The sequence below is a fragment of the Hyphomicrobiales bacterium genome (assembly GCA_039989895.1).
GTDB lineage: Bacteria > Pseudomonadota > Alphaproteobacteria > Rhizobiales > JACESI01 > JACESI01.
Window position 1 is genome coordinate 89,538 of record JBDXGY010000002.1, and the last position, 22,227, is coordinate 111,764.

Here is a 22,227-nt window from a genome sequence, read left to right on the forward strand (position 1 = left end):
TGATGGCTATTGATGATCGTATTGCACGAGTGACTGACCGGATTATTGAGCGCAGCTCTAAAACGCGGTCCATCTATTTATCTGATATGGCGACAGCAAAGCCAGATGGGCCTGCGCGTTCCCATCACACATGCAGTAATCAGGCTCATGCTTTTGCTGGGGCTGGCGAAGACCAAGAGAGCCTTTTAAAGCGCGATGCTGGTAATCTAGGAATTGTGACGGCTTACAATGACATGCTGTCGGCCCACCAGCCCTTTGAACGCTACCCAGAACTTCTTCGTGAGGCTGCCCGCGAAATTGGCGGCACGGCTCAAGTTGCCGGCGGTGTGCCTGCGATGTGTGATGGCGTCACGCAAGGAACAGCGGGCATGGAGCTCAGTCTATTTTCTCGCGATGTGATAGCGCTGGCTGCTAATGTGGCCATGAGCCACAATACATTTGATGCCGCTGTTTATTTAGGCGTATGTGACAAGATCGTTCCAGGCCTGGTTATTGCGGCGCAGAGTTTTGGCCATGTTCCCACTGTTTTTCTGCCAGCCGGTCCCATGACCTCTGGCTTGCCCAATGATGAAAAAGCAAAAGTCCGCCAGCAATTTGCGGCAGGTGAAGTTGGGCGAGATGAACTTATGGCTGCAGAAATTGCATCCTATCATGGTCCAGGTACATGCACTTTTTATGGCACTGCAAATACCAATCAAATGCTGATGGAATTTATGGGTATGCATTTGCCGGGTTCTAGCTTTGTAAATCCCAATACGCCTTTGCGCGATGCTTTGACAAAAGCGGGTGCGCAGCGTGCGCTACAATTAAGCGCTTTGGGTAACCACTACACACCTGTGTGCACCATTTTAGATGAGCGCGCCTATGTTAATGGGATTGTTGGTCTTAATGCAACCGGCGGGTCGACCAATCATTTGATCCATTTGATTGCTATGGCGCGCGCTGGTGGGATTATACTCGATTGGCAAGATTTCGAGGAAATCTCGGAAATAGTGCCACTTGTGACTCGTGTTTATCCAAATGGTCTTGCTGATGTGAACCATTTCCATGCAGCAGGCGGCCTTGCCGCAGTCATTGGTGATCTCTTGAAAAATCAACTCCTGCATCCTGATGTGAGTACGATCATGGGTGAGGGTATGGAGCATTATACAAAAGAGCCGAAACTTATTGATGGTGAAATTTCTTGGCAAGGGGATGAGGTACACGGCATCAACGATAAGATCATTAAAACCGTTGCGGACCCTTTCCAAAAAACAGGTGGTATAAAGCGGCTTAGTGGCAATCTCGGCACTGCCGTGATGAAAGTTTCTGCCGTGGCTGAAGAGCACCGTGTGGTAGAAGCGCCGGTTCAGGTGTTCAATGACCAAGAAGAAGTCAAGGAAGCTTTCAAAGCTGGAAAGCTCACTGAAGACGTTGTGGTTGTTGTTCGTTTCCAAGGGCCAAAAGCCAATGGTATGCCTGAGCTCCATTCTCTCACGCCAATTCTATCGGGTCTGCAAAGCAAGGGTATCAAAGTGGCATTGGTGACCGACGGGCGTATGTCGGGCGCATCAGGTAAGGTGCCGGCCGCTATTCACGTTTCGCCAGAAGCTCTCGATGGTGGCAATATTGCTAAACTTGAGGATGGCGATCGCGTGCGGGTTGATGCTGTAACAGGCGACCTCATAATTTTGACTGATGGTGTGGTCGACAGACAAGCTGCTGTGATTGATTTAAGTGCCAATGAAAAAGGCGGAGGTCGCGATTTATTCGCCCCTTTCCGGCGACATGTTACCTCGGCTGATAGCGGCGCGAGTGTTTTTTGGAGTGATGAACATTGATTTTAGATATTAGTAAAGCGGCGCGGCAGATTTGCCTGAAAGCGCCAATTATACCGGTGCTTGTTGTTGAAAATGCTGCCGATGCCGTGCCACTTGCCAAAGCATTGATTGCTGGTGGTTTGCCGGTTCTTGAGGTTACTCTTCGTACAGATGCTGCTCTTGACGTCATTCGTGAAATGGCGGCCTGCGAGGGTGCAATCGTTGGCGCAGGCACCTTGTTATCTCCTGAAGATTTTCATGCTGCCAAAGAAGCTGGCGCCCAATTTGGCGTATCCCCTGGTATAACGGATACACTTATTGATGTGGCTAAGAGCGTAAAAATGCCCTTGCTTCCGGGCGCGTCGACTGCAAGTGAAGTGATGTCTTTGTTGGAAGCGGGTTTTGATATGCTGAAGTTTTTCCCAGCAGAAGCCAATGGTGGTGTGAGCGCATTGAAGTCTCTTGCCTCACCTTTGCCAAGTGCAAGTTTTTGTCCCACAGGTGGGGTGAATACAGCTAACGCCAAAGATTATTTGGCCCTTCCAAATGTGGTTTGTGCTGGTGGCAGCTGGATGGCGCCTAAAGCAATGATCGATAATGGTGATTGGGACGGAATTGAAAAATTGGCCCGCGAAGCGGTTGCGCTAGCAAGCTAAGCCTTCACTGTAAAACCAGATCAGTTTATGTTCTGGTGTTGAGCATAAATGGTGCTTGTGATGCCTATGGTGGAGAAGAATTGAAATGGCGAGCGAAGTCGATGCCCGTAGAGATATTATTGATGCATGTCTTGAGATGAATGCGAGTGGCCTGAATCAAGGCACATCAGGCAATATTTCAGTGCAATATGAAGACCGGATGTTGATCTCGCCGTCGGCTGTTCCCTATAAAAAGCTTACGCCTGACATGATCGCGTCAATAGATTTGACGGGGGATTATACGGGCGATATGCCGACATCATGGGATGGTCCATGTAAGCCATCAACTGAGTGGCGCTTTCATTGGCTTTGCATGAAGCGTCGAGATGACATTACGGCTGTGGTGCATACGCATGCGACATATTGCACGGCTCTTTCGATGCTGCATAAGACGATACCTGCCTGTCACTATATGGTCGCAGCTTTTGGCGGCATGGATGTTCGCTGTGCTGACTATGCAACTTTTGGGACACCTGAACTTGCAGAAAATGTGATGACAGCATTGGAAGGCAGAACGGCCTGTATAATGGCGAACCATGGCATGGTCGCAACAGGTAAGGGGCTGGAGCAGGCAATGTGGCGAGCAGTGGAACTTGAAACGCTCGCCCGTCAATATCAATTGGCATTACAACTAGGTGAGCCTGTTCTGCTAACAGAAGAACAAATCAACGATGCAATTCGTCTATTTGCGGGCTATGGTGTTTAGCTAGATAATCACTTTAGTTATTTTGGTGCATCAATCATAAATCTTTTTGCCAAGGAGGATTTGCGCCTGCTTGTCCCACTGTATGGGCAGCGCACCGACAAGCGAAAGAAAGTGCTGTTGAAATATCCTGGTCATCAAGATTTTTCAAGCTACTGCGGTTGAGCTTTCCAGCTGTATCTAAACTATGAAGAAGTCCTGCATTGAATGTGTCACCCGCACCAACAGTGTCGACCACTTTGACCGATACTCCATCGACCTTGATTGTCTGCGTTGCCGTTACGGCCTCGGCTCCATCGCCGCCAAGGGTTCGCAGCACAAGAGAAGCACCTTGTTCAATCCAGTCTTTTGCTATTTCCTCGAAGTTTGACCCTGGCTCCATCAATTCAAGATCTTCATCAGATACTTTGATGATGTCGCTGCGGGCGATGATTGTTTGCAATCTTTCGCGATAGGCTTTCTCATCGGAGATGAAAGTAGGTCTGATGTTTGGGTCCACCATCACTGGAATGTCATCATTGAGGGTGCCTAGATATTCCTTACAGGCCACACCGAATGGTTCGATTGCGAGACTAATTCCACCCATGAAGAGTGCTTTGGCGCTCTTGGGAAAGACTCCCAGATCAGATAGCGCCAGCATGCGCATGGCAGAATTCTCGTCGAAGAAAGAATATTGAGCTGATCCATTGATTAGTTTTACAAATGCCAAAGTTGTTGGGCGGTCTGAGGTGACGATTAAATCGGTCTCGACACCGGATTGAAGCAAAGATGCGCGGATTTGTTGTCCAAATAGATCATTCGATAATCCTGTCAGAAGGGCCGCTTTGCTGCCAAGCCGACTTAAAGCAATGGATGTATTGAAAACGGCGCCGCCAGAAATGGGAAGATAGCTTTCGTCACCACTTGGCAGTGTTCTAGGGATCATATCCACGAGTGCTTCCCCAATACAAACGATCATTTTATTTTCCTTTTCACGGCGTGACACATTTTAAGCCAGTTTATGACGGCTTAAACATAGGGTTCGATTTTGATTTATTTTAATATAATTAATTACAAGATATCCACAGGAGGCGATAGGGTTTTTGATCTACATGGTCTGGTTGTTCCTACGTATTGTGGGTGGGCTAATGCACACCATGTATTTTCGGTCTTAATGAGCAAAGAAAAATCTTGAAGCAAGACCTTTTGATCGATACAAAGCCAAATAAAGGTGCATTGATTTTATCAATTCAAATTCAAATTATCCATAAAATAGAAGGTAGAAATTTTAGTATTGCAACTGTTTGTTTTTTGTTACAAATGCAAGCAATATTAAAATTATCGAGCCCACTGTTTTACTTGTGACTTAGCTGGCGGCGCAAACGTAGTGCACGTAGTTTTCTCAAGATGACAGCCGGAAAGCATATAATATGATTAGACTATCAAACGCCACATTGCCTGAATTGCCAGCATTTGTTCTCAGCCCATCTTATGAGCGGTCAAAGCTGAAGCCTGGTATTGTGCATATAGGGTTAGGGAATTTCCACCGTGCCCATCAGGCGTGGTATTTGCACCGCCTTATGCAAGAAGGTGAAGCTTTGGACTGGGCAATTGTGGGCGCTGGTGTGCGCCCCTATGATGAAAAGCAACGATTAAAACTGAAGCAACAAGATTATTTGACGACATTGCTTGAGCTGGACCCAGATAAAACATCAGCTGAAGTTATTGGTTCTATGATTGATTATGTCCCAATCACCGAAGGTAATACATCATTGATCGCACAGATGGCAGATCCTGCAATTCGTATTGTTGCAATGACTGTTACCGAGGGCGGCTATTATCTCAACCCAGTAACAAAAGGTTTTGATGAGTGCCATGCGGATATTCGTCACGACGTGGAATATCCTGATAAGCCATGCACAGCCTTTGGTGCCATTGTGGCGGCCTTAAAGATACGTCGTGAGTCTGGCGCTTTGCCATTTACATGTCTTAGCTGTGATAATTTGCAAGGCAATGGGGCAATTTTAAAACAAGCGGTCGTCTGTCTGGCTGAATTAAGCGATCCTGATCTAGCAAAGTGGATTGAAACGCATTCCACTTTCCCGAACTCTATGGTGGATTGTATTGTACCTGCCACAGGCGAACACGAATTGGAATTAGCCAAAGAACTTGGCATTGAAGATTTGGTGCCTGTTAGTCATGAAAATTTTCGTCAATGGGTGATTGAAGATGATTTTTGTGCGGGCCGGCCTGATTGGGACAAGGTTGGCGCTACCTTTACCGATGATGTGCATGATCATGAAAAAATGAAACTTCGCCTCCTCAACGGAGGGCATCAGTTGATTGCGAATGCGGCTGAAATATTGGGTATTCAAACCATTTCAGATGCAATAGCCCATGAGCCTATAAGTCATTTTTTGAGCAAGGTTGTGGGCGAAGAAATCGCTCCTCATGTCATGCCAGTGGGCGATATGACGCCGGAGTTATATTTAAAGCTCATCATTGAGCGGTTTTCTAATTTCAGGATAATAGACACAACACGCCGTGTGGCTTTTGATGGATCATCGCGGCATACAGGCTTTGTTTTGCCATCGATTCGTGACGGGATAAGCTCAAAGCAGTCAGTTAGTGGTTTGGCATTGGCGGAAGCGGCATGGGCACGCATGTGTGCTGGTACGCGCGAAGATGGAACAATTATTGAGCCCAATGATCCTTTTTGGGATGATTTAAACGTTCACGCAAAACAGGCACGAGAGCGACCTCTCGCATGGTTGGAAATGACGAATATCTATGGTGACCTGAAAGACGCTGCGCCTTTTGCTGAAGCATTTGAAAAGTGGCTCTCGCTGATTTGGAGTGAGGGTATGGAAGCGGCACTTAAAGTGTATGTAGAAGGCTCATAAAATATGAGTTATCTGGGTATTGATCTTGGTACATCGGGCTTACGGGCGTTGCTCGTTGATGACCATGGGGTGCCAATTGGTGCTGCTGAACGACATTATGAAATATCCCACCCGCACTCAGGATGGTCTGAGCAAGACCCGAGCGATTGGATCACTGCGCTTGAGGGCGCGCTTGTTGAGCTGCGTGAAAAGTTTTCGCAATTTACGGACCTGAAAGGCATAGGCGTTGCGGGGCACATGCACGGCGCTACATTGTTGGATGCTGCGGGCTGTGTGTTGCGCCCTTGTATCCTATGGAACGATACGCGCTCACATGAAGAGGCTGCGATACTGGACCAAATAGAGCGGGTGCGCGACTTATCAGGTAATATTGTTTTCCCTGGCTTCACGGCTCCAAAGCTTACATGGGTCAAAAACAATGAACCGGAAACTTTTGACAAGGTGGATAAGGTTCTACTGCCTGCGGCGTTTATAAATTATTATTTGACTGGCGACTTTGTGGCGGACATGTCCGATAGCGCTGGCACGTCTTGGTTTGATACGGGCGCACGCGACTGGTCCGACGTTTTACTTGAAATAGGGGATATGCGGCGTGATCAAATGCCAAGACTTGTCGAGGGAAGCGATATAGCGGGGCAATTGCGCACAGACTTGGCAAAGAAATGGGGACTTTCAAAGCCGGTTATGGTCGCGGGTGGTGCCGGTGATAATGCGGCGGCGGCTTGCGGTATTGGCGCTTTAAACAAAGGGCAAGGCTTTGTGTCGTTGGGCACCTCAGGTGTGTTGCTAGCGGCGCGGGAGGGCTATGCGCCCGCACCGGAAACTGCTGTCCATACATTTTGCCATGCCATCCCTGATCGTTGGTATCAAATGGGCGTCATGCTTGCGGCAACCGATAGCCTCAACTGGTTGGCGGGGGTGACGGGATCATCACCATCACAACTCACAAAATCAATAGGGGTGGACCTACAAGTGCCGGGGCGGGTGAGGTTTTTGCCATATTTGTCAGGCGAGCGCACACCTCATAATGACGCTGATATAAGAGGGTGCTTCACTGGCATATCAATTGATACCACGCGTGATGATTTAACCCGAGCAGTGCTGGAAGGTGTTGCTTTTGGTTTACGCGACTCAAAGGAAGCACTCACATCAACGGGCGCTCATTTTGATCGTCTCATCGCGATTGGAGGAGGAACCGGTTCACGCTATTGGATTGAATTGATTGCGACAGTTCTCGGCACCCCTTTGCATCTACCAAAAGGCGGCGAATTTGGTGCGGCCCTTGGTGCCGCTCGACTGGGGATTGCCGCAACCAGTGGCGCGGCTCCGGAGACATTTATGTTTGAACCTGATGTGGGTGACACTATAGAGCCAGTGAAGGAGATGGCGCCCTTGTTTGACGAGTCATATCAGGCGTTTTGTGACAGTTATCCGAAAATAAAATCCATAGCCTGACCTTATTTAAGTTATCATGTCTGGTCTCTCACGACCCACCATTGCGATATTGGCAATTTCTTTCACGGCATTTTCAACACCTGTAATTGTCGTGTGAGTCTCTTGGAAAAGCGCGTCTTCGTTGCCAGCTTCAGAAGCGACATATTGTTCGAGATAAATTCTGAGCGTTGCGCCTTGTGTCCCTGTTCCAGAAAGACGCAACACACCCCGACCGCCGCCTGCAAAATTTATCCTCAAGCCTTGGTTTTTGCTGAGTGAACCATCTACTGGATCATGGTAAGAGAATTCATCGGCTGATGTAACAACAAGATTGGCGAAGGTCTTTCCTGAAAGCGTGTCTATTTTTTTGCGCAATGCCTCCATCAGCGCATTAGCCTTATCGCTTTCAACGGCTTCATAATCATGGCGTGAATAATAGTTGCGTCCAAAAGTTCTCCAATGGTCTGCGAGAATATCAGCTATGGTTTGCTGCCGTTCAGCTAGAATATTTAGCCATAGCAAGACAGCCCATAAGCCGTCCTTTTCGCGCACATGGTCTGATCCTGTTCCGGCACTTTCTTCACCGCATATACTGACCTTGCCATCATCCAAGAGATTGCCGAAAAATTTCCAGCCTGTCGGGGTTTCATAGGAGGCAATGCCGAGTTTTTCAGCCACTCGGTCACTGGCCGCACTTGTTGGCATGGAGCGTGCAATACCTTTAATGCCGTCTTTATAACCTGGTGCTAAGTGCGCATTGGCAGCGAGCACGGCTAAACTATCGGAGGGTGTCACATAGATGCCTTTGCCGACAATCATATTGCGGTCGCCGTCTCCATCAGAGGCTGCGCCAAAATCGGGGGCATCAGCGGACATCATCAAATCATAGAGTGGCTTCGCCCAGACCGGATTAGGATCAGGGTGGCCCTTGCCGAAGTCTTCAAGCGGTGTGCCGTTCACAACCGTACCTTTTGGTGCGCCAAGGATATCTTCTAAAAGGGTTGTGGCATAGGGGCCGGTTACCGCGTGCATGGCATCAAATCGCATCGTAAATCCTGATGCAAACAAGCGACGGATCTTATCAAAGTCAAAGAGCGTTTGCATCAATTCGGCGTAATGGGCCACAGGGTCAATAATCTCGACCTCCATCTCTCCCATGTGAATTTTCCCTGATTTAGAAAGATCAAGGTCATCGGTTTTTGCAATCAAATACTGCGAAATAGATTTCGTTGCCTCATACATAGCGGCGGTTACTTTTTCAGGCGCTGGCCCGCCATTTGATATATTAAATTTTAACCCGAAATCTTCGTCCAAGCCCCCGGGATTATGGCTAGCAGAAAGGATCAAGCCCCCGTCTGCTTTAAAGTTTCGGATGAGATGTGATGCGGCAGGTGTGGAGAGCAATCCATCACGGCCGACAATAACCTTGGCGGCACCGTTGGCTACGGCGATTTTCAAAATGATCTGTATGGCTTGCTGGTTGAAATAGCGCCCATCGCCCCCGACAATGAAGCTTTTTCCCTTGGCGCCACCAATTGCGCTGAAAATCGACTGCACAAAATTTTCTAGATAACCGGAGCCCATAAAAATCTTGGTCTTTTTTCGCAAACCAGATGTGCCCGGCAATTGGTCGTCAAACGGGGTTGTCTTTATTGTTTCAATTTGCATCTTTACCCACTTCTAAAAAAGGTTTTGACCAATTTTTATTTGAGTTTGCTCTTATCATCATTTGCGCGAGAACATAAGCGCTGACAAATTATCTTTCAATCGCCATAATTAGTCTTGTTAAATGGCTGCCATGCGAGAAAGGCTTTACTAAACTCGTAATTGTGACAAACCAGCACTGGCGAAATCGATTGATCTTGAATAAAGTTCGCTGACATTTAGCTGAACTTCAGGAAAAATATCCGTGCAGGATCCGACATTAGAAAAATATGACGCTTCAAGCCGTGAAGTTGTGCCCGTTTCTCTGGGTGATCGCTCCTATGAGATAATGATTGGTGAGGGGCTTATTAATGAGGCGGGCGCGGCTATTATAACGCGGTTTGGTGAGGCTCGCGCGGCTATTGTGACCGATGAGACGGTTGGTTTCCATCACTTGGATAACTTGAAAGAATCACTCAATGGCGTAGGTATCGAGACGAATGATGTTATTGTGGAACCTGGTGAAGGCTCTAAAAGCTGGCCAGTTCTTGAACACGTTAATAATAAGATTTTGTCTGCCAAACTTGAACGACGCGATATTGTCGTGGCGCTTGGGGGTGGTGTTATTGGTGATCTGGCGGGTTTTTCTGCGAGCATTGTTCGTCGGGGTATGCCTTTCGTGCAAATTCCCACAAGCCTATTGGCACAGGTGGATTCGTCTGTTGGCGGGAAAACTGGTATCAACGCCCCTCAAGGCAAAAACCTGATTGGAGCATTCCATCAACCCGGTCTTGTGATTGCGGATACGGCTGCTCTCGACACATTGAGCGGACGCCATATGCGGGCAGGTTATGCTGAAGTGGCCAAATATGGTCTCATCAATGATGAGGATTTTTTCAAGTGGTTGGAAGAAAACTGGCAAGGTATTATGAAAGGTGGCAAGGAACGTATGCATGCTGTTGCGACCTCTTGTCGAGCGAAAGCGGCGGTGGTTGCTGCTGATGAAAAAGAAGCGGGCGAGCGCGCGCTGTTAAATCTTGGGCATACATTCGGGCATGCACTTGAACGCGCAACCGGCTATCGCAAGCGTCTTGTGCATGGAGAAGCAATTTCGATTGGTATGGTGATGGCACACCGTTTTTCAACTCGGATGAATTTGGCCTCACAAGATGATGCAAAGCGCGTGGAAGCGCATTTTAAAGACGTTGGTTTGCCGACGGAGCTTTCTGATATTCCAGGTGATCCATTGAATGTAGATGAGCTTATGGAACATATAGCTCAAGATAAGAAAGTGACACGCGGTGCGCTCACGTTCATTTTGACGCACGGCATCGGCAAAGCATTTATCGCCAATGATGTACCTCCAGCAGAGGTGCATAGCTTTCTTAATGAAAGTCAGGAGGCTGAGCTGTGACAAGTCTGAGTGTTGATCAATGGCTACATATCCTTGCAATTTTGGTGCTGATTATTATTTCTGGCTTTTTTTCCGGTTCAGAAACCGCACTGACAGCGACCTCGCGCGCGCGGATGTTTCAGCTTGAAAAATCGAAAGAAGCACAAGCGGCAAAAGCAGGCATTGTTGGCACCTTGATCCGTGCGAAAGAGCGGCTCATCGGCGCTCTTCTTTTGGGCAATAATCTTGTCAATATTTTAGCTTCCGCCTTAGCGACAAGCTTATTCTTGAGTATTTTCGGCGAAGCAGGAGTTGCCATTGCAACCGTGGTGATGACGCTTGTTGTTGTCATTTTTGCTGAAGTTCTTCCAAAGACTTGGGCTATATCCAACCCTGAACGGTTTGCCCTTGCGGTGGCGCCTGCCGTTCGGTTTATTGTTGCTATTTTTGCGCCCATTACGCGCGTCATAGCTGCTTTTGTGCGCTGGCTGCTGGCGCGATTTGGCGTTAATATTATGGAAGACCAAAGCGTTTTATCTGCTGCTGACGAGTTGCGTGGTACGCTTGATTTGATGCACGAAGAAGGCGCCGTGGTGAAGTCAGACCGCGACCGCGTGGGCGGTGTTCTTGATTTGCACGAACTAGAAGTTGCCGATGTCATGGTGCATCGAACCGAGATGGTGAGTTTTGATATTAATAAACCTGCCGTTGACCTCGTGCCGGAAATATTATCCAGCCCCTTCACGCGTCATCCTCTCTATGAGGATGAACCCGACAACATTGTAGGCATACTACACGTAAAATCACTTTTCCGGGCTTTGGTCGATGTAGAGAATGATCTTGAAAAAATTGATTTCAAGACCGTTGCTCAAAATGCATGGTTTGTTCCAGATACAACATCTCTTCAGGTCCAGCTGAACCAATTTTTGCGCCGTCAATCGCATCTTGCCATCGTGGTGGATGAGTATGGTGAATTGGAAGGAATTGTGACTTTGGAAGATATTTTGGAGGAGATCGTTGGCGATATTGCCGATGAGCATGATATCGACCTTAAAGGCGTTGAACCGCAACCGGACGGATCATTGATTGTTGATGGTGGCGTACCGATCCGCGATATTAATCGTGCGATGGAGTGGTCTTTGCCTGATGACGAGGCGACCACGATTGCAGGTCTTGTTATCCATGAAGCGCGGGCCATACCGGACCAGAGCCAGCAATTCACATTTCACGGCTTGCGGTTTCTTGTCTTAAAGAAAGAGCGGAACCGGATCTTGTCTTTGAAACTTATGCCGACGGCTGATCCTAGAGCTTGGCCTAGGACTTAGCCAGCGCGCCTTTGAGGGCGAGCAGTGTGAGGATGAGGGATGCGATGGCATTCCAGCCTGCAAATGAAAGCCCAAGGAATCGCGCCGCAGCTTCATCACAATAAGCGATCTTCACGTCTTTTAAGGCGTCTAAGAGTGAGCCACCATTGCCAAAATTGCTTAGGTCGCCAGCAGCGCAATTTGCTGGACCAAGCCACCATTGCCATTCCACGCCCGCGTGACGAATGGCTAGAAAAACACTGACAGCAAATATAAGCGCTAATAACCAAAGCGCCATGCTCGTCCATTTTTGTGGCATGGGTTTGACCGCAAAGAAAAGAGCGATGGCTGCAACCGGTACACCGATATAATAGGGAATGCGTTGCTGTAGGCACAGACCACAAGGTTGGAAGCCGCCGATTAGTTCAAACGCCCAAGCGCTTGATATGACACTTAAAGCGACCAAAAAAATTAGAGCTGCATAAAGACGTTGTGTCATGGGGTTTCTCAATCAGATCAGTTTAATGAGCGCAAAGCCGCCGATCAACAGCACCATTGACACCGTGAGAGCAAGACCTAGGCGCTTTTCGATGAAAGCTTGTATGGGTGGGCCAAACTTTCGCACAAGGCCGGCCACCAGAAAAAACCGCAAGCCTCGACCAATGATGCTTACAATCGTGAAGGTGAGAAAATCAAGACCGGTTGCGCCAGAGAAAATTGTCAAAACCTTATAAGGGAAGGGGGTGACAGCCGCAAAAAAGACGCCCCAACCGCCATATTCATTGTACCAGCTGCTGACTTGATCAAATTTATCAGCCTTGCCGTAGAAATTTAAAATCGGCTCAGCGATCACATCATATAAAAACGCCCCAATGGCATAGCCAAGAAAAGCACCAAAGACCGAGGCGATCGTACAAATGAAAGCAAAAAACGCCCAACGATGTTTTTTGGCTAAGACCATAGGGATGAGCAGGACATCAGGCGGGATTGGAAAAAAAGAGCTTTCAATAAAGGACACACCGGCAAGGGTTGGCGTTGCGTGCTTGGTGCCAGCGAGTGCGAGCAGCCAGTCATAGAGCCGACGCAGTAAGGTTGGTTTGTTGGTCTCTAAAACCGGATCTGTATTGTTGGTCGTCATCTGCTGGCCTACTGATATTTGCAATGATATTGAGCTGCGTATCAGACTCAAGAGCAAAGTTTAAGGGCTTGAGATGAGGATTGCATGAGTTTATTGAAATTAGTGTGAGAAAGTATCTTGACGCGACAGCGGGAAAACCTATTATCGCGCGACTTCCAATAGGTCCACGATCTCTTCTCGATCCTTTGACTTGCACGCCCCCCTGGCGGAATTGGTAGACGCGCGGGATTCAAAATCCCGTTCCGCAAGGAGTGCCGGTTCGATTCCGGCGGGGGGCACCATTTGGACGTTTTCCACAATCCTTTATTGTTCGCTATAGTCCGAAATATCATTGTAATTACAGTGATATAGCGTCTTTCTTCGTGTTTTATCGTCTTTTCTCGTTCGCCTCCAGCCGATAATTTTTGTTGGTGGTTGTGTTGGCTTTTTCAAAAAAACCAACATAGGTTGTTGGTGGTTTTGAAAAGGATATCAACAAATGCCACTGACAGACACGAAAATTCGCAATTTGAAGCCTGCAGACAAAGCGATGAAATATAGCGATGGCGGCGGGCTATATCTGGAAGTCACTAAGAAGGGTGCAAAGCTTTGGCGCATGGCGTATCGATATGCTGGCAAACAAAAAACGCTCTATATTGGTGCTTATCCGGCTATCAGCTTATCAGACGCTCGTTTGAGGCGTGAAGCTGCTAAACGAAAATTGGCAAACGATATTGATCCATCCGATGATATTCGCAAGGCTAAAGTTCAAAGACGACTGAAAGCAGAAAATACCTTTGGGGCTATCGCTGATGAATTTCTGGCAAAATGTTCGAACGAAGGAAAATCTGAGAAAACGCTCAAAAAGAAGCGATGGTTATTAGGTCAAGTTCAAAGCAGTTTATTCCATCGCCCTGTTGCAGAAATTACAGCCGCTGAAATTCTTGTTCCGCTTCGTGAGGTGGAAGCTAAAGGCAATTACGAAAGCGCTCGCAGGTTACGTGCTGAGATTGGTCAAGTCTTCCGTTATGCCATCGCAACCGCCCGTGCTGAAAATGATCCGACTTTCGGCTTGCGTGGCGCACTGATAACCCCAGTTGTATCCCAACGCGCCGCTTTCACGGAACGAGGCGACTTTGCAAGCTTATTAAAATCAGTCTGGCAATACGAAGGCATGCCCGAAACCATCGCAGGCTTAAAGCTAATGGCTTACCTCTATCCGCGCCCCGGCGAATTGCGCCAAGCCGAATGGAAAGAATTCGACTTAGAGGCCAAAACGTGGAGCATCCCAGTGGAGCGTATGAAAATGCGTAGACCTCATAAAAAGCCTTTGCCAGATGCAGCGGTGGAGGTGTTGCAAGAGCTTCACACACTAACAGGCCATCGCGATCTAGTTTTCCCATCCTACCAATCCCCACGTCGCCCCATGAGTGAAAACACCCTCAACCATGCCTTACGCCGCATGGGATACGACAAAACCCAAGTGACAGCCCACGGCTTTAGAGCGTCAGCATCGTCACTCTTGAATGAATCGGGAAAATGGAACCCAGATGCTATTGAAGCAGAGTTAGCGCACGTTGGAGCCGATGAAGTCCGCAAAGCCTACCATCGCGCTACCTATTGGGATGAGCGGGTAAAAATGGCAGAGTGGTGGGCAGTTGAGATTCTAAACCTGAAAGGATTGGATATTGTTTGATATAAGACATCTTAATCTCACTTATCGTGATCATGAAAATATTGGAAATCCTAAAGCCCGAAAAAAGGAACTGAAAAAAAAGCTAGGCTGGGCTATTGAATATTTAAGAGATGATAGGCCTGTAGGTAAGGACTTGCGCGAAGCAATTGCAGAATTAATCGAAGATTATGCATTTCCTAAGCCTGGTCCGAAAGGGAGCTCAATCTGTATAGTTGAATTAGGTCTCCGCGCTGATCAGTTAAGTTCAGAAGGTAAGAGGCCTGGTGAGATCGATAAGATTTTAGCTGATGAATTTGGTGCTGGAGATAAGGATGATCAGTCAACAGTTAAACGAATGCGGCTGGATTACGAGAAAGTTCAAGAAATTAACAGCATGTTTAATAGTGAATAGAATAGAAGATAACCCTCTCTAGATATTGACTAAAGTCATTTGGAACGGTTGGGGAATAAATAGGCCCTTATTTATTCCCTAGATAACTAGGGGCAAGAAAGGGCAACGATTAGCTATCGCAAATAACAAAGGACGATAGTGATGCAAGCCCAAAAAAGAGGCGCAATGACTGTTCGGGATTTTCTTGAATGGGCGCGTATATCCAGAACAACATTTTATAAAGAAGTAAACAATGGGCGCATCCCCATCCGCAAGGTTGGTAAGCGAACTTTGATCGCGATGGTTGATGCCCAAAATTGGTTGGCTAATTTAGAAACGATCAGCAACAGCGATACCGCTCCCAATGCGGATCACATTTCAAACACTCCAAATTTTTAATAGTCCCATTGCGCCTTCGCTCTCATAGGGCAAGGGCCGATAGGCAAAGAAAAGCCCCACGCGCTAGAACGCAATGGGGCAAGGTATTTTCATGACCGATCCTAGTCATTCGCCTGATGAAAAGCAAGCAGGCCATAATAAGCAAGTTGCGCTTAAACTCGCCAACCAAGGCTTTCACGTCTTCCCGTGTCGAAGCAGAGACGGCAAAGGTGGAAAGGCGAAATCTCCTTGCGGTGGTATTAAGTGGCGTGAAGCCTCAACTACTGACTTTGAAAAAATTAAAGACTGGTGGTCGAAATCAACAAAGGCAGCTATCGGTCTTGATCTTAGCAAGTCTCGCTTGCTGGTTATTGACTGTGACCGCCATGATAATGAGACAGATGGTGTAAGAGCTTTTGGCGACTTGATGGATGAGCATGGCTTTAATCCAGATGATTGCCCAATTGTCGCAACGCCAAACGATGGGCTTCATTATTATTTCAAACTGCCTGACGGCAAAGACCACGGTAACGCAACTGGCGACCTGCCTGCTGGAATAGATGTGCGCGGGTCTGGTGGCTATGTGATTGCGCCTGAGACTATTATGGCAGATGATCGCGACTACGAACTGGCAGGCGATATTCAAAAAGCACCTGTTGTCCCTGATTGGCTTTGGTCAATTATCACGGCAAGCAAGGCTGTTGATATGCCTGAGCCAGCCAGTGCGGTAGAAAGCCAGCCAGTGCCTATCATTTCAGGTGACGAGCAATTGGATGGTGCGGGTCTTGGCGAGGCTGAAGAACTTTTAAACCACGTTCCACCAGACTGCGGCTATGATGAGTGGTATAAGTGCTTGATGGCCGTCCACGCTGCCACTGGCGGCTCTGAGGCTGGCTTTAATCTGGTTGATCAGTGGTCGGCTGGCGGTGGCAAGAAGTATGATGGTTCGCAAGCTCTACGAAAGAAGTGGGCTTCGTTCAAAGGGACCGGCATTAATTCGAGTTCGCTTGCCGCCATTGCTCGTGACTATGGTGCGGACCTCCAAGCGATTGCACTCAAACACAATGATGTTGGTGGTGCCAGTAATGAGGAAGCAGCGCTGTCTGCTGAGATTTCGGCTAATTTGATGGCTAATGCTGGTGGGGCGGGGCTTTGTGCAAATGAAGCAGAGCAGGGCAATATTGCTGCTAAAGCTGCGTCTGCTGCGATTGTAGAAAATGGTGGGGAGATTTCCCCCGTACCCTATCAATGGGTGGAGCCAGAAAACCTCCCAAGGCGGGCGTGGCTTTATGGCAGAAGTTTAATCCGCAAGTATCTGAGTGTTACGGTTGCGCCAGGTGGTGTTGGAAAGTCGACGGAGGTTATTGCGCAAACTCTTGCGATGGTAACTGGTCGGCAATTGCTCAATAAGTTTGTTAGGGGGAGGCTGCGGGTTTGGTACATCAATCTGGAAGACCCAATGGAAGAATTGCAGCTCCGCATTCAAGCTACCTGCCAACATTATGGAATTGAGCCTACAGACCTTGGTGGGCGGCTATTTGTCAATAGTGGCCGTGATCAGAGCTTATGCATGGCAGTTACGGAAAGAACGGGCACGAAAATATATAAGCCTGTTGTCGATAACATCATCGCTAAAATTAAAGCAGATAAAATTGATGTCTTAGTCATTGACCCTTTTGTTTCGTCTCATTCGGTTTCTGAAAATGACAACAATGCAATTGATGCTGTGGCGAAGATGTGGGGCAAGATTGCTGGGGAGGGCAGCTGCGCAATTCATTTGGTGCATCATTCCCGCAAAGGGACACCTCATGAGGCGCTGACTGCAGATAGTAGTCGTGGCGCAAAAGCATTGGTCGACGCCTCGCGTGATACTCGGGTTTTTAATAAGATGACAAAGGACGAGGGGGATAGATATGGCGTTGAAAACCATCGTTCTTATTTCCGCGTTCATTCTGACAAGGGCAACAATGCACCGCCCTCCAGTGGGGGTGATTGGTACAAAATCGAGAGCGTGATTTTACCTAATGGTGAAGACGTTGGTGTTGTCGTCCCTTGGAAGCAGCCCAAACCATTTGATGACATGATAGTTCAAGACCTCAAGAAAGCGCAAATCGTAGTTGGCGATGGTGACTATCGAGAAAGCATTCAATCCAAAGATTGGGTGGGTTACGCGATTGGCGAAGCTTTGGGAATTGAGACGGGTAAAGGTCTCAAGAAAGACCAAATGACGACTACTCAAATTCATGGCCGCAAAAAGGTTTCAGGCTGTCTTAACGCATGGATTAAGAACGGTGCGTTTGTAATTGAAGAAGGTCAAACGGATGGCCGAAAACCCACCAAATTTGTTCGTGTGGGAGAGCTTTGTGAAGGATGAATTATTTGGGTTGCGCCACTCAAAACAAGTGGAGCGGAGCAGAGTTGCGCAGTGGAGCAGCACACAAAGCAAACATCTGCGCTACTTGAGCTCCATTCCCTAAACCCCCCTTTAGGGGGGTAGGGTAGTGGAGCAAGTGGAGCACGTTTGTGGGGCGGGGAATATAGGTGAAGATTTAATTGGCGCAATAATTAAGTGGCGCAAGTTGAGATGGATTGAGATTTAAGATTGAAATCAAAATTTATTCTGCCCGTTTTGATTTCATTTTTTTGTAGGGCAGAGATATTTACGGAGAATTTTTATGAGTGAAGTTTTACATGTAAAACTTTTCGGTGGGGCTATGAGCCAAGCGTGTGAGAATGAGAACAAAGCAAATGAATTTTTAGCTTCTTTGGATCCACCGGATGTTGTTTCAATAACAACAGCTGCTGGTAGTTTTACCGATGTGCCTGATCAGGGGTTCGCTTACACACAGGGTTGTACAGTTGTGTTTAAAACAGCGTCCGATCAGTTGCCAAAAAATATTGTGTATGGCGCAGCCCCCCATGGTGGTGTGTTTAGTTCGGAAGAAGCGAAATAAGAGTCATACAGCGGCAAACTTATCATTGTGGTGTATTGCCCTTGGATGGGTGGAGAATGCCGCTGTATGACTCTCTGAGGGCGTTTAAATGGGTATTTAGGGTATTGTGTGCGGGTCTTGCCACGCTGAGCGGCTAAATATCGTAATTTAACCCTTGGATGGCTGATTAAGTTTATTTCGTAAGCCATTATGGTTGTTGTACTTTTTATACAATTATTAAAAGCGAATGTTCGTGTTTTAAGGGGTGGCCTTGGCAAGGGTGTTTTGTGTGGTGAGGATGTTATTTATATTATATATAAATAAGTTTTTTCTTGCTGTGATGGTGTGGTGAATAAGGTGGCAAATGACACCCTATATGGACGCATATTTTTAAATTCAAGATGGATTGTAAGAGCCATCCAAGAGGGCAGGCTGATAATGACGCCGGAACGATTTAAAGAGCTGAGACTTAAAAATGACCTTACCCAAGAACGTTTGGCGTTTATTGCGGGGGTGTCGGTTCGCAATATTCAACAGTTTGAACAATTGAACGGTGTGAGTTCTAGGAAGCCCAATCCCATGGTCTCTAAGCTGCTTGAATATATTGATGAAGGCAGGCTCGATATTGATGGGCTTCTTTCACCCAAAGAGGAGAAGAGGGAGGTTTTGAAAGATATGAAAAGGCAGATGGCTGAGATGGGGCTATTTAATTAAAGGGAGGGAAGTTTATCGCCTATATGATTTAACTAATCCGGCCAGACTGATGAGCACCCATGCGGACTCAATAACAAGTGATGGAAGATTAAAATCGACGAATAATGAAACTAGAATTAAAGATGACCCAAGCGCATTGAGCGCGAGGTATGATCTATCATCAAAGCTAAGCCGCGAGGTTTGTAGTAAAAAATAAGCCACTAAAACTAAAACAACACCCAATAGACCAATTGCATTAGAAAGCATCTATCGTCCCACCGAAGAAGGGGAGTATTTTTGTTTGTACATCTCACCAATACCTACCACATAGTTAGAATGGGATGTGTCCATTTTTATATAAAATTGTGAGGCATTTCCACTTTCTTGTGTAAGAGGGAGCCATTCTATTGCGGATTGTGATTCAGAGTGAACATTATATGCAACAATCTCAGTGTAAAATAAGAAATTTTCTTCTGGTATCAGGTAGAACTGGACTTGTTTTTTTGAGAAAGTATGAAGTTTAAAGTATTTGCTTACAGCTTGATATGAGGTTGGAGTGTCAGGTATAAAATACGTGTATTTATGGTTTTCTTCCAAATTAGCTTTAACAGATTGAAAAATTTCGCCTGTATCATCTAAGTCGTTGATTAAAGTGCGGCTAAAGACCCAAGTTTCGGGGCTTCCGAGTTCCATAACTCGTATGTACTTATCATTTACGATCCATCCCATTTGTTGTGCGGCAAAAAATGTCTTTAAATCATTGACGCGATCATTAATCTCTTCTGCTCTTACAAACCTAAACGATAATGCGGTTAGGCTGAAAACTAATACAAAAAGAATAAGTGCTGCTGCGGCTGAAAATAGGATTGCTTCACGAGATACTAAGTCGGAATACCTGTCAGCTACTACCGCAAAGCCAACAATGGAAAAATAATATAAAGACAGAGTGAAGGGGTGTCTTATTGTTCTGGATAGCCAACCTTCTTTTTTATTTTCTGCTTCTATCATTGTTAATGCCTATGACTTATTTGTATGTTAAATAAGAGAATTATATTATCGTTATTATAGTGACCGATCATAACCCACCGAAATTATACGGCGAATAAATTCATCAAGCTGATTACGCCCTATTTAGCAATACCATAAAAAAACACTGATTAGCCAATAGGCCCCGTTATTTATTTGCCAGCGATCAATGAATTGATGCCTATGAAAGGCATGTTTTTTGCGTGGGCGCGATGGAGTGTATGGCTTCGTCTGTGCTGTATTTCTTGCGATGGATTTGGTATTTTTAGAAAGCCTGAAAAGAAGACTTCTTGCCTCTAACTAGGGAAAAGCATCTGATTAAGCCAGTCCGCCTACAAAGCCTTCTGTTTCAACTTCACTGGACAATGCCAAGCGCATACTACCATTGCACCCCCATGCTTTACATGTGAGGGCGTCTTGAACTTCATCCAGATAGGCAAACTGCATAATCTCTGACAAGAGAAGCTCATGCGGGTTTTCGTATCGTGTTAGACCACATTTGCGACATGTGACTTCAAGGCGTTGTTCCGCGTCTAAATCTCGCAATTGAATATCGCTCAACCAACTCACCAAAAGTCCTCCGCTTTAGGTATCCGTGTATAAGAAATCTTTCCGCCGACATTCCCTCCAGCAGGTGGGGACCATTCTCCCATGCTGACCAATGTGCGCCCGTAACGAGTATTGAGACTATCAATTGCAGTACTAATCCGTTCCCATTTTTGGCGCCCTGTATCATCATTTAAAAGGAAGTCGAGTTGTCTATGCGTGGCAGGGGATATCTCCATAAGGGTGACGCCAACACGAAAAACGGTCGTTCGTCTTGGTAGTTCTTCTGTGGCCATGCTCCAGATGAGATTGAGTGCGGACAAACAGGCCTGATCATCATTGATGATGGGCATGGGAATGCCACGTGACCAGCTATCGTGATTTGTGCTCAGCCATACAGCTAAGCGGGATGCATAATATCCCGCGCGTCGCAATCGTCTTGCAGCTTTCACCAAGAGTAAGCGCGCCACAGCACGTGCTTTTTCAAGACTACGTAGGTCTGGCGGCAAAACACGGCCATGTCCAATCATCCCACGCTGGGTTTTAAGGGCCTGAACGTCATAACCATGCAGAGCATACCAGAGTTTTTCTCCAGTAACGCTGTGCCATAGTTTGCGCATATGTTTTGGATGGCTGTGCCAATAATCGCGCATATCATAAATACCAGCATGGATTAATCGGCGCTCCATTCGTTTGCCAATACCGGGAATATCGGAAAACGGAACATTAAACAGGGGGTCCGGCAACATATGCGGATGCCAAATTGTGGTGCCATCTGGCTTGTTGATTTTTCCCGCAATCTTGGCAAGCTGTCTGTTTGCGGCAAAACCAATAGAGCAGGTTATATAAGCACCAACATTGTCTCGGATACGGGTTTTAATTTTCTGGGACAAGCTTTCTGGGTTGCAAATGTCATTGCTGGATAAAGTGCATGTGAGTTCATCAATAGACTTAACAGCCTCCACGGGAATAACCGCGTTTATCTCTGCAATAAGCGTATTGTGTGCTCGGCGATAAAGGTCTGGCTTTTGGGGAACAAGCAAGAGTTCAGGGCATCTAGCCTTTGCATCCTGCACACTCATGACATTGCTACAACCGCGTCTTTTAGCCTCCTTGGAACAAGCTATAACGCATGTGTGGTGCGTGCCATCAAAAGGAACAATGCCAATCGGCCTTCCACGCAAGGCAGGCTGGGCTTGCTGTTCAACGGATGCAAAAAAACCATCAAAGTCTAAGTATAGGCGTTCAATTGTATCAGGTTTACGCATGCAGAATTGCTCTCAATATAAAAGAGAACAAAAAAAGAACATATGGATTACTGAGTCAAGGAAATTATTCCTGATGGGGGTGCAGGAATAGGAATGATGGGGTGAATGATTGGCAATCGGAAAAGATGGAAGCAATCTAGTATGCGGCAATCGGCCCATTGCAGACGTTCGAACTTAGATCAGTTGTTGCGGTGGGATTTCTCAAAAGCTGCCATTTGCTTTCATGAATAGACAACGACACCAAACTTCAGCTATGCGGACTTAGCAACTGAAGCTGAATAAACGCCAAATGGCTGCACCTGACCCATAGCGGAAGTTTGTGTGTCTATTTTTGTCAGCGTTCTGG

At 46.9% G+C, this 22,227-nt stretch carries 20 protein-coding genes and 1 tRNA gene; 14 read left to right on the forward strand and 7 right to left on the reverse strand.

All coding sequences use genetic code 11. The features are described 5' to 3' along the window. Positions 1-2 precede the first annotated feature (2 nt). From edd to ABJ081_01190, 3 genes are all read left to right on the forward strand, one after another. Entirely contained in the window at positions 3-1,820 is a 1,818-nt protein-coding gene (gene edd, locus ABJ081_01180; GenBank protein MEP6355277.1) for a phosphogluconate dehydratase, read from the forward strand. Continuing rightward, positions 1,820-2,455, forward strand: a complete 636-nt coding sequence (locus ABJ081_01185) for a bifunctional 4-hydroxy-2-oxoglutarate aldolase/2-dehydro-3-deoxy-phosphogluconate aldolase (GenBank protein ID MEP6355278.1) — start codon at positions 1,820-1,822, stop codon at positions 2,453-2,455. The genes edd and ABJ081_01185 overlap by 1 nt, the downstream gene beginning before the upstream one ends. A gap of 85 nt (positions 2,456-2,540) precedes the next feature. Continuing rightward, positions 2,541-3,200: a class II aldolase/adducin family protein gene (locus ABJ081_01190; protein ID MEP6355279.1), complete on the forward strand. Its 660-nt coding sequence runs from the start codon at positions 2,541-2,543 to the stop codon at positions 3,198-3,200. Between the two features lie 34 nt (positions 3,201-3,234). Here the strand turns inward: ABJ081_01190 and ABJ081_01195 are convergent, their stop codons facing one another. Next, positions 3,235-4,155, reverse strand: coding sequence for a carbohydrate kinase (locus ABJ081_01195; GenBank protein MEP6355280.1), 921 nt, complete (start codon positions 4,153-4,155; stop codon positions 3,235-3,237). Between the two features lie 451 nt (positions 4,156-4,606). On the opposite strand from ABJ081_01195, the gene ABJ081_01200 reads away from it, so the two are divergent. Next, a complete protein-coding gene (locus ABJ081_01200; GenBank protein MEP6355281.1) occupies positions 4,607-6,079 on the forward strand; it encodes a mannitol dehydrogenase family protein in 1,473 nt (490 codons plus the stop codon). Between the two features lie 3 nt (positions 6,080-6,082). Beyond that, a complete protein-coding gene (xylB, locus tag ABJ081_01205; protein MEP6355282.1) occupies positions 6,083-7,534 on the forward strand; it encodes a xylulokinase in 1,452 nt (483 codons plus the stop codon). 6 nt (positions 7,535-7,540) lie between these two features. Here xylB and ABJ081_01210 read toward each other — a convergent pair whose 3' ends face one another. After that, positions 7,541-9,181 (reverse strand): alpha-D-glucose phosphate-specific phosphoglucomutase, encoded by a 1,641-nt coding sequence (locus ABJ081_01210; protein ID MEP6355283.1) that lies wholly within the window; start codon positions 9,179-9,181, stop codon positions 7,541-7,543. A 241-nt stretch (positions 9,182-9,422) separates the two neighbouring features. Between ABJ081_01210 and aroB the strand changes: the two genes are divergently transcribed. Then, positions 9,423-10,571 (forward strand): 3-dehydroquinate synthase, encoded by a 1,149-nt coding sequence (aroB, locus tag ABJ081_01215; GenBank protein MEP6355284.1) that lies wholly within the window; start codon positions 9,423-9,425, stop codon positions 10,569-10,571. Next, on the forward strand, positions 10,568-11,875 hold the full coding sequence (locus tag ABJ081_01220; protein MEP6355285.1) for an HlyC/CorC family transporter: 1,308 nt from the start codon (positions 10,568-10,570) through the stop codon (positions 11,873-11,875). The genes aroB and ABJ081_01220 overlap by 4 nt, the downstream gene beginning before the upstream one ends. On the opposite strand, the gene ABJ081_01225 is transcribed toward ABJ081_01220, so the two are convergent. Both ABJ081_01225 and ABJ081_01230 read right to left on the reverse strand, forming a co-directional pair. Beyond that, positions 11,865-12,353, reverse strand: coding sequence for a disulfide bond formation protein B (locus ABJ081_01225; protein ID MEP6355286.1), 489 nt, complete (start codon positions 12,351-12,353; stop codon positions 11,865-11,867). The two genes, ABJ081_01220 and ABJ081_01225, sit on opposite strands and share 11 nt — an antisense overlap. A gap of 12 nt (positions 12,354-12,365) precedes the next feature. After that, positions 12,366-12,992 (reverse strand): YqaA family protein, encoded by a 627-nt coding sequence (locus ABJ081_01230; protein MEP6355287.1) that lies wholly within the window; start codon positions 12,990-12,992, stop codon positions 12,366-12,368. A gap of 196 nt (positions 12,993-13,188) precedes the next feature. Between ABJ081_01230 and ABJ081_01235 the strand changes: the two genes are divergently transcribed. The 7 genes from ABJ081_01235 (at position 13,189) to ABJ081_01265 (ending at position 19,062) form a co-directional block, all read left to right on the forward strand. After that, positions 13,189-13,273, forward strand: a tRNA-Leu gene (locus ABJ081_01235). A gap of 197 nt (positions 13,274-13,470) precedes the next feature. Further along, positions 13,471-14,667 carry an integrase arm-type DNA-binding domain-containing protein gene (locus ABJ081_01240; GenBank protein MEP6355288.1) on the forward strand — a complete coding sequence of 399 codons (1,197 nt, stop codon included), beginning with the start codon at positions 13,471-13,473 and terminating at the stop codon, positions 14,665-14,667. Then, on the forward strand, positions 14,660-15,058 hold the full coding sequence (locus tag ABJ081_01245) for a hypothetical protein (protein MEP6355289.1): 399 nt from the start codon (positions 14,660-14,662) through the stop codon (positions 15,056-15,058). Before ABJ081_01240 ends, ABJ081_01245 begins: the two co-directional genes overlap by 8 nt. A 165-nt stretch (positions 15,059-15,223) precedes the next feature. Further along, positions 15,224-15,436, forward strand: coding sequence for a helix-turn-helix domain-containing protein (locus ABJ081_01250; protein ID MEP6355290.1), 213 nt, complete (start codon positions 15,224-15,226; stop codon positions 15,434-15,436). Between the two features lie 91 nt (positions 15,437-15,527). After that, positions 15,528-17,789, forward strand: coding sequence for an AAA family ATPase (locus ABJ081_01255; protein ID MEP6355291.1), 2,262 nt, complete (start codon positions 15,528-15,530; stop codon positions 17,787-17,789). A gap of 301 nt (positions 17,790-18,090) precedes the next feature. Then, positions 18,091-18,369, forward strand: coding sequence for a hypothetical protein (locus tag ABJ081_01260; GenBank protein ID MEP6355292.1), 279 nt, complete (start codon positions 18,091-18,093; stop codon positions 18,367-18,369). A 336-nt stretch (positions 18,370-18,705) separates the two neighbouring features. Beyond that, positions 18,706-19,062, forward strand: coding sequence for a hypothetical protein (locus ABJ081_01265; protein MEP6355293.1), 357 nt, complete (start codon positions 18,706-18,708; stop codon positions 19,060-19,062). A gap of 246 nt (positions 19,063-19,308) precedes the next feature. Here the strand turns inward: ABJ081_01265 and ABJ081_01270 are convergent, their stop codons facing one another. The 3 genes from ABJ081_01270 to ABJ081_01280 form a co-directional block, all read right to left on the reverse strand. Next, a complete protein-coding gene (locus ABJ081_01270) occupies positions 19,309-20,049 on the reverse strand; it encodes a hypothetical protein (protein ID MEP6355294.1) in 741 nt (246 codons plus the stop codon). Between the two features lie 336 nt (positions 20,050-20,385). Next, positions 20,386-20,628 (reverse strand): hypothetical protein, encoded by a 243-nt coding sequence (locus tag ABJ081_01275; protein ID MEP6355295.1) that lies wholly within the window; start codon positions 20,626-20,628, stop codon positions 20,386-20,388. A gap of 5 nt (positions 20,629-20,633) precedes the next feature. Continuing rightward, the gene (locus tag ABJ081_01280) at positions 20,634-21,881 is read right to left on the reverse strand and encodes a type VI secretion protein ImpB (GenBank protein MEP6355296.1); all 1,248 of its coding nucleotides are present in this window, start codon (positions 21,879-21,881) and stop codon (positions 20,634-20,636) included. Between the last annotated feature and the right edge of the window lie 346 nt (positions 21,882-22,227).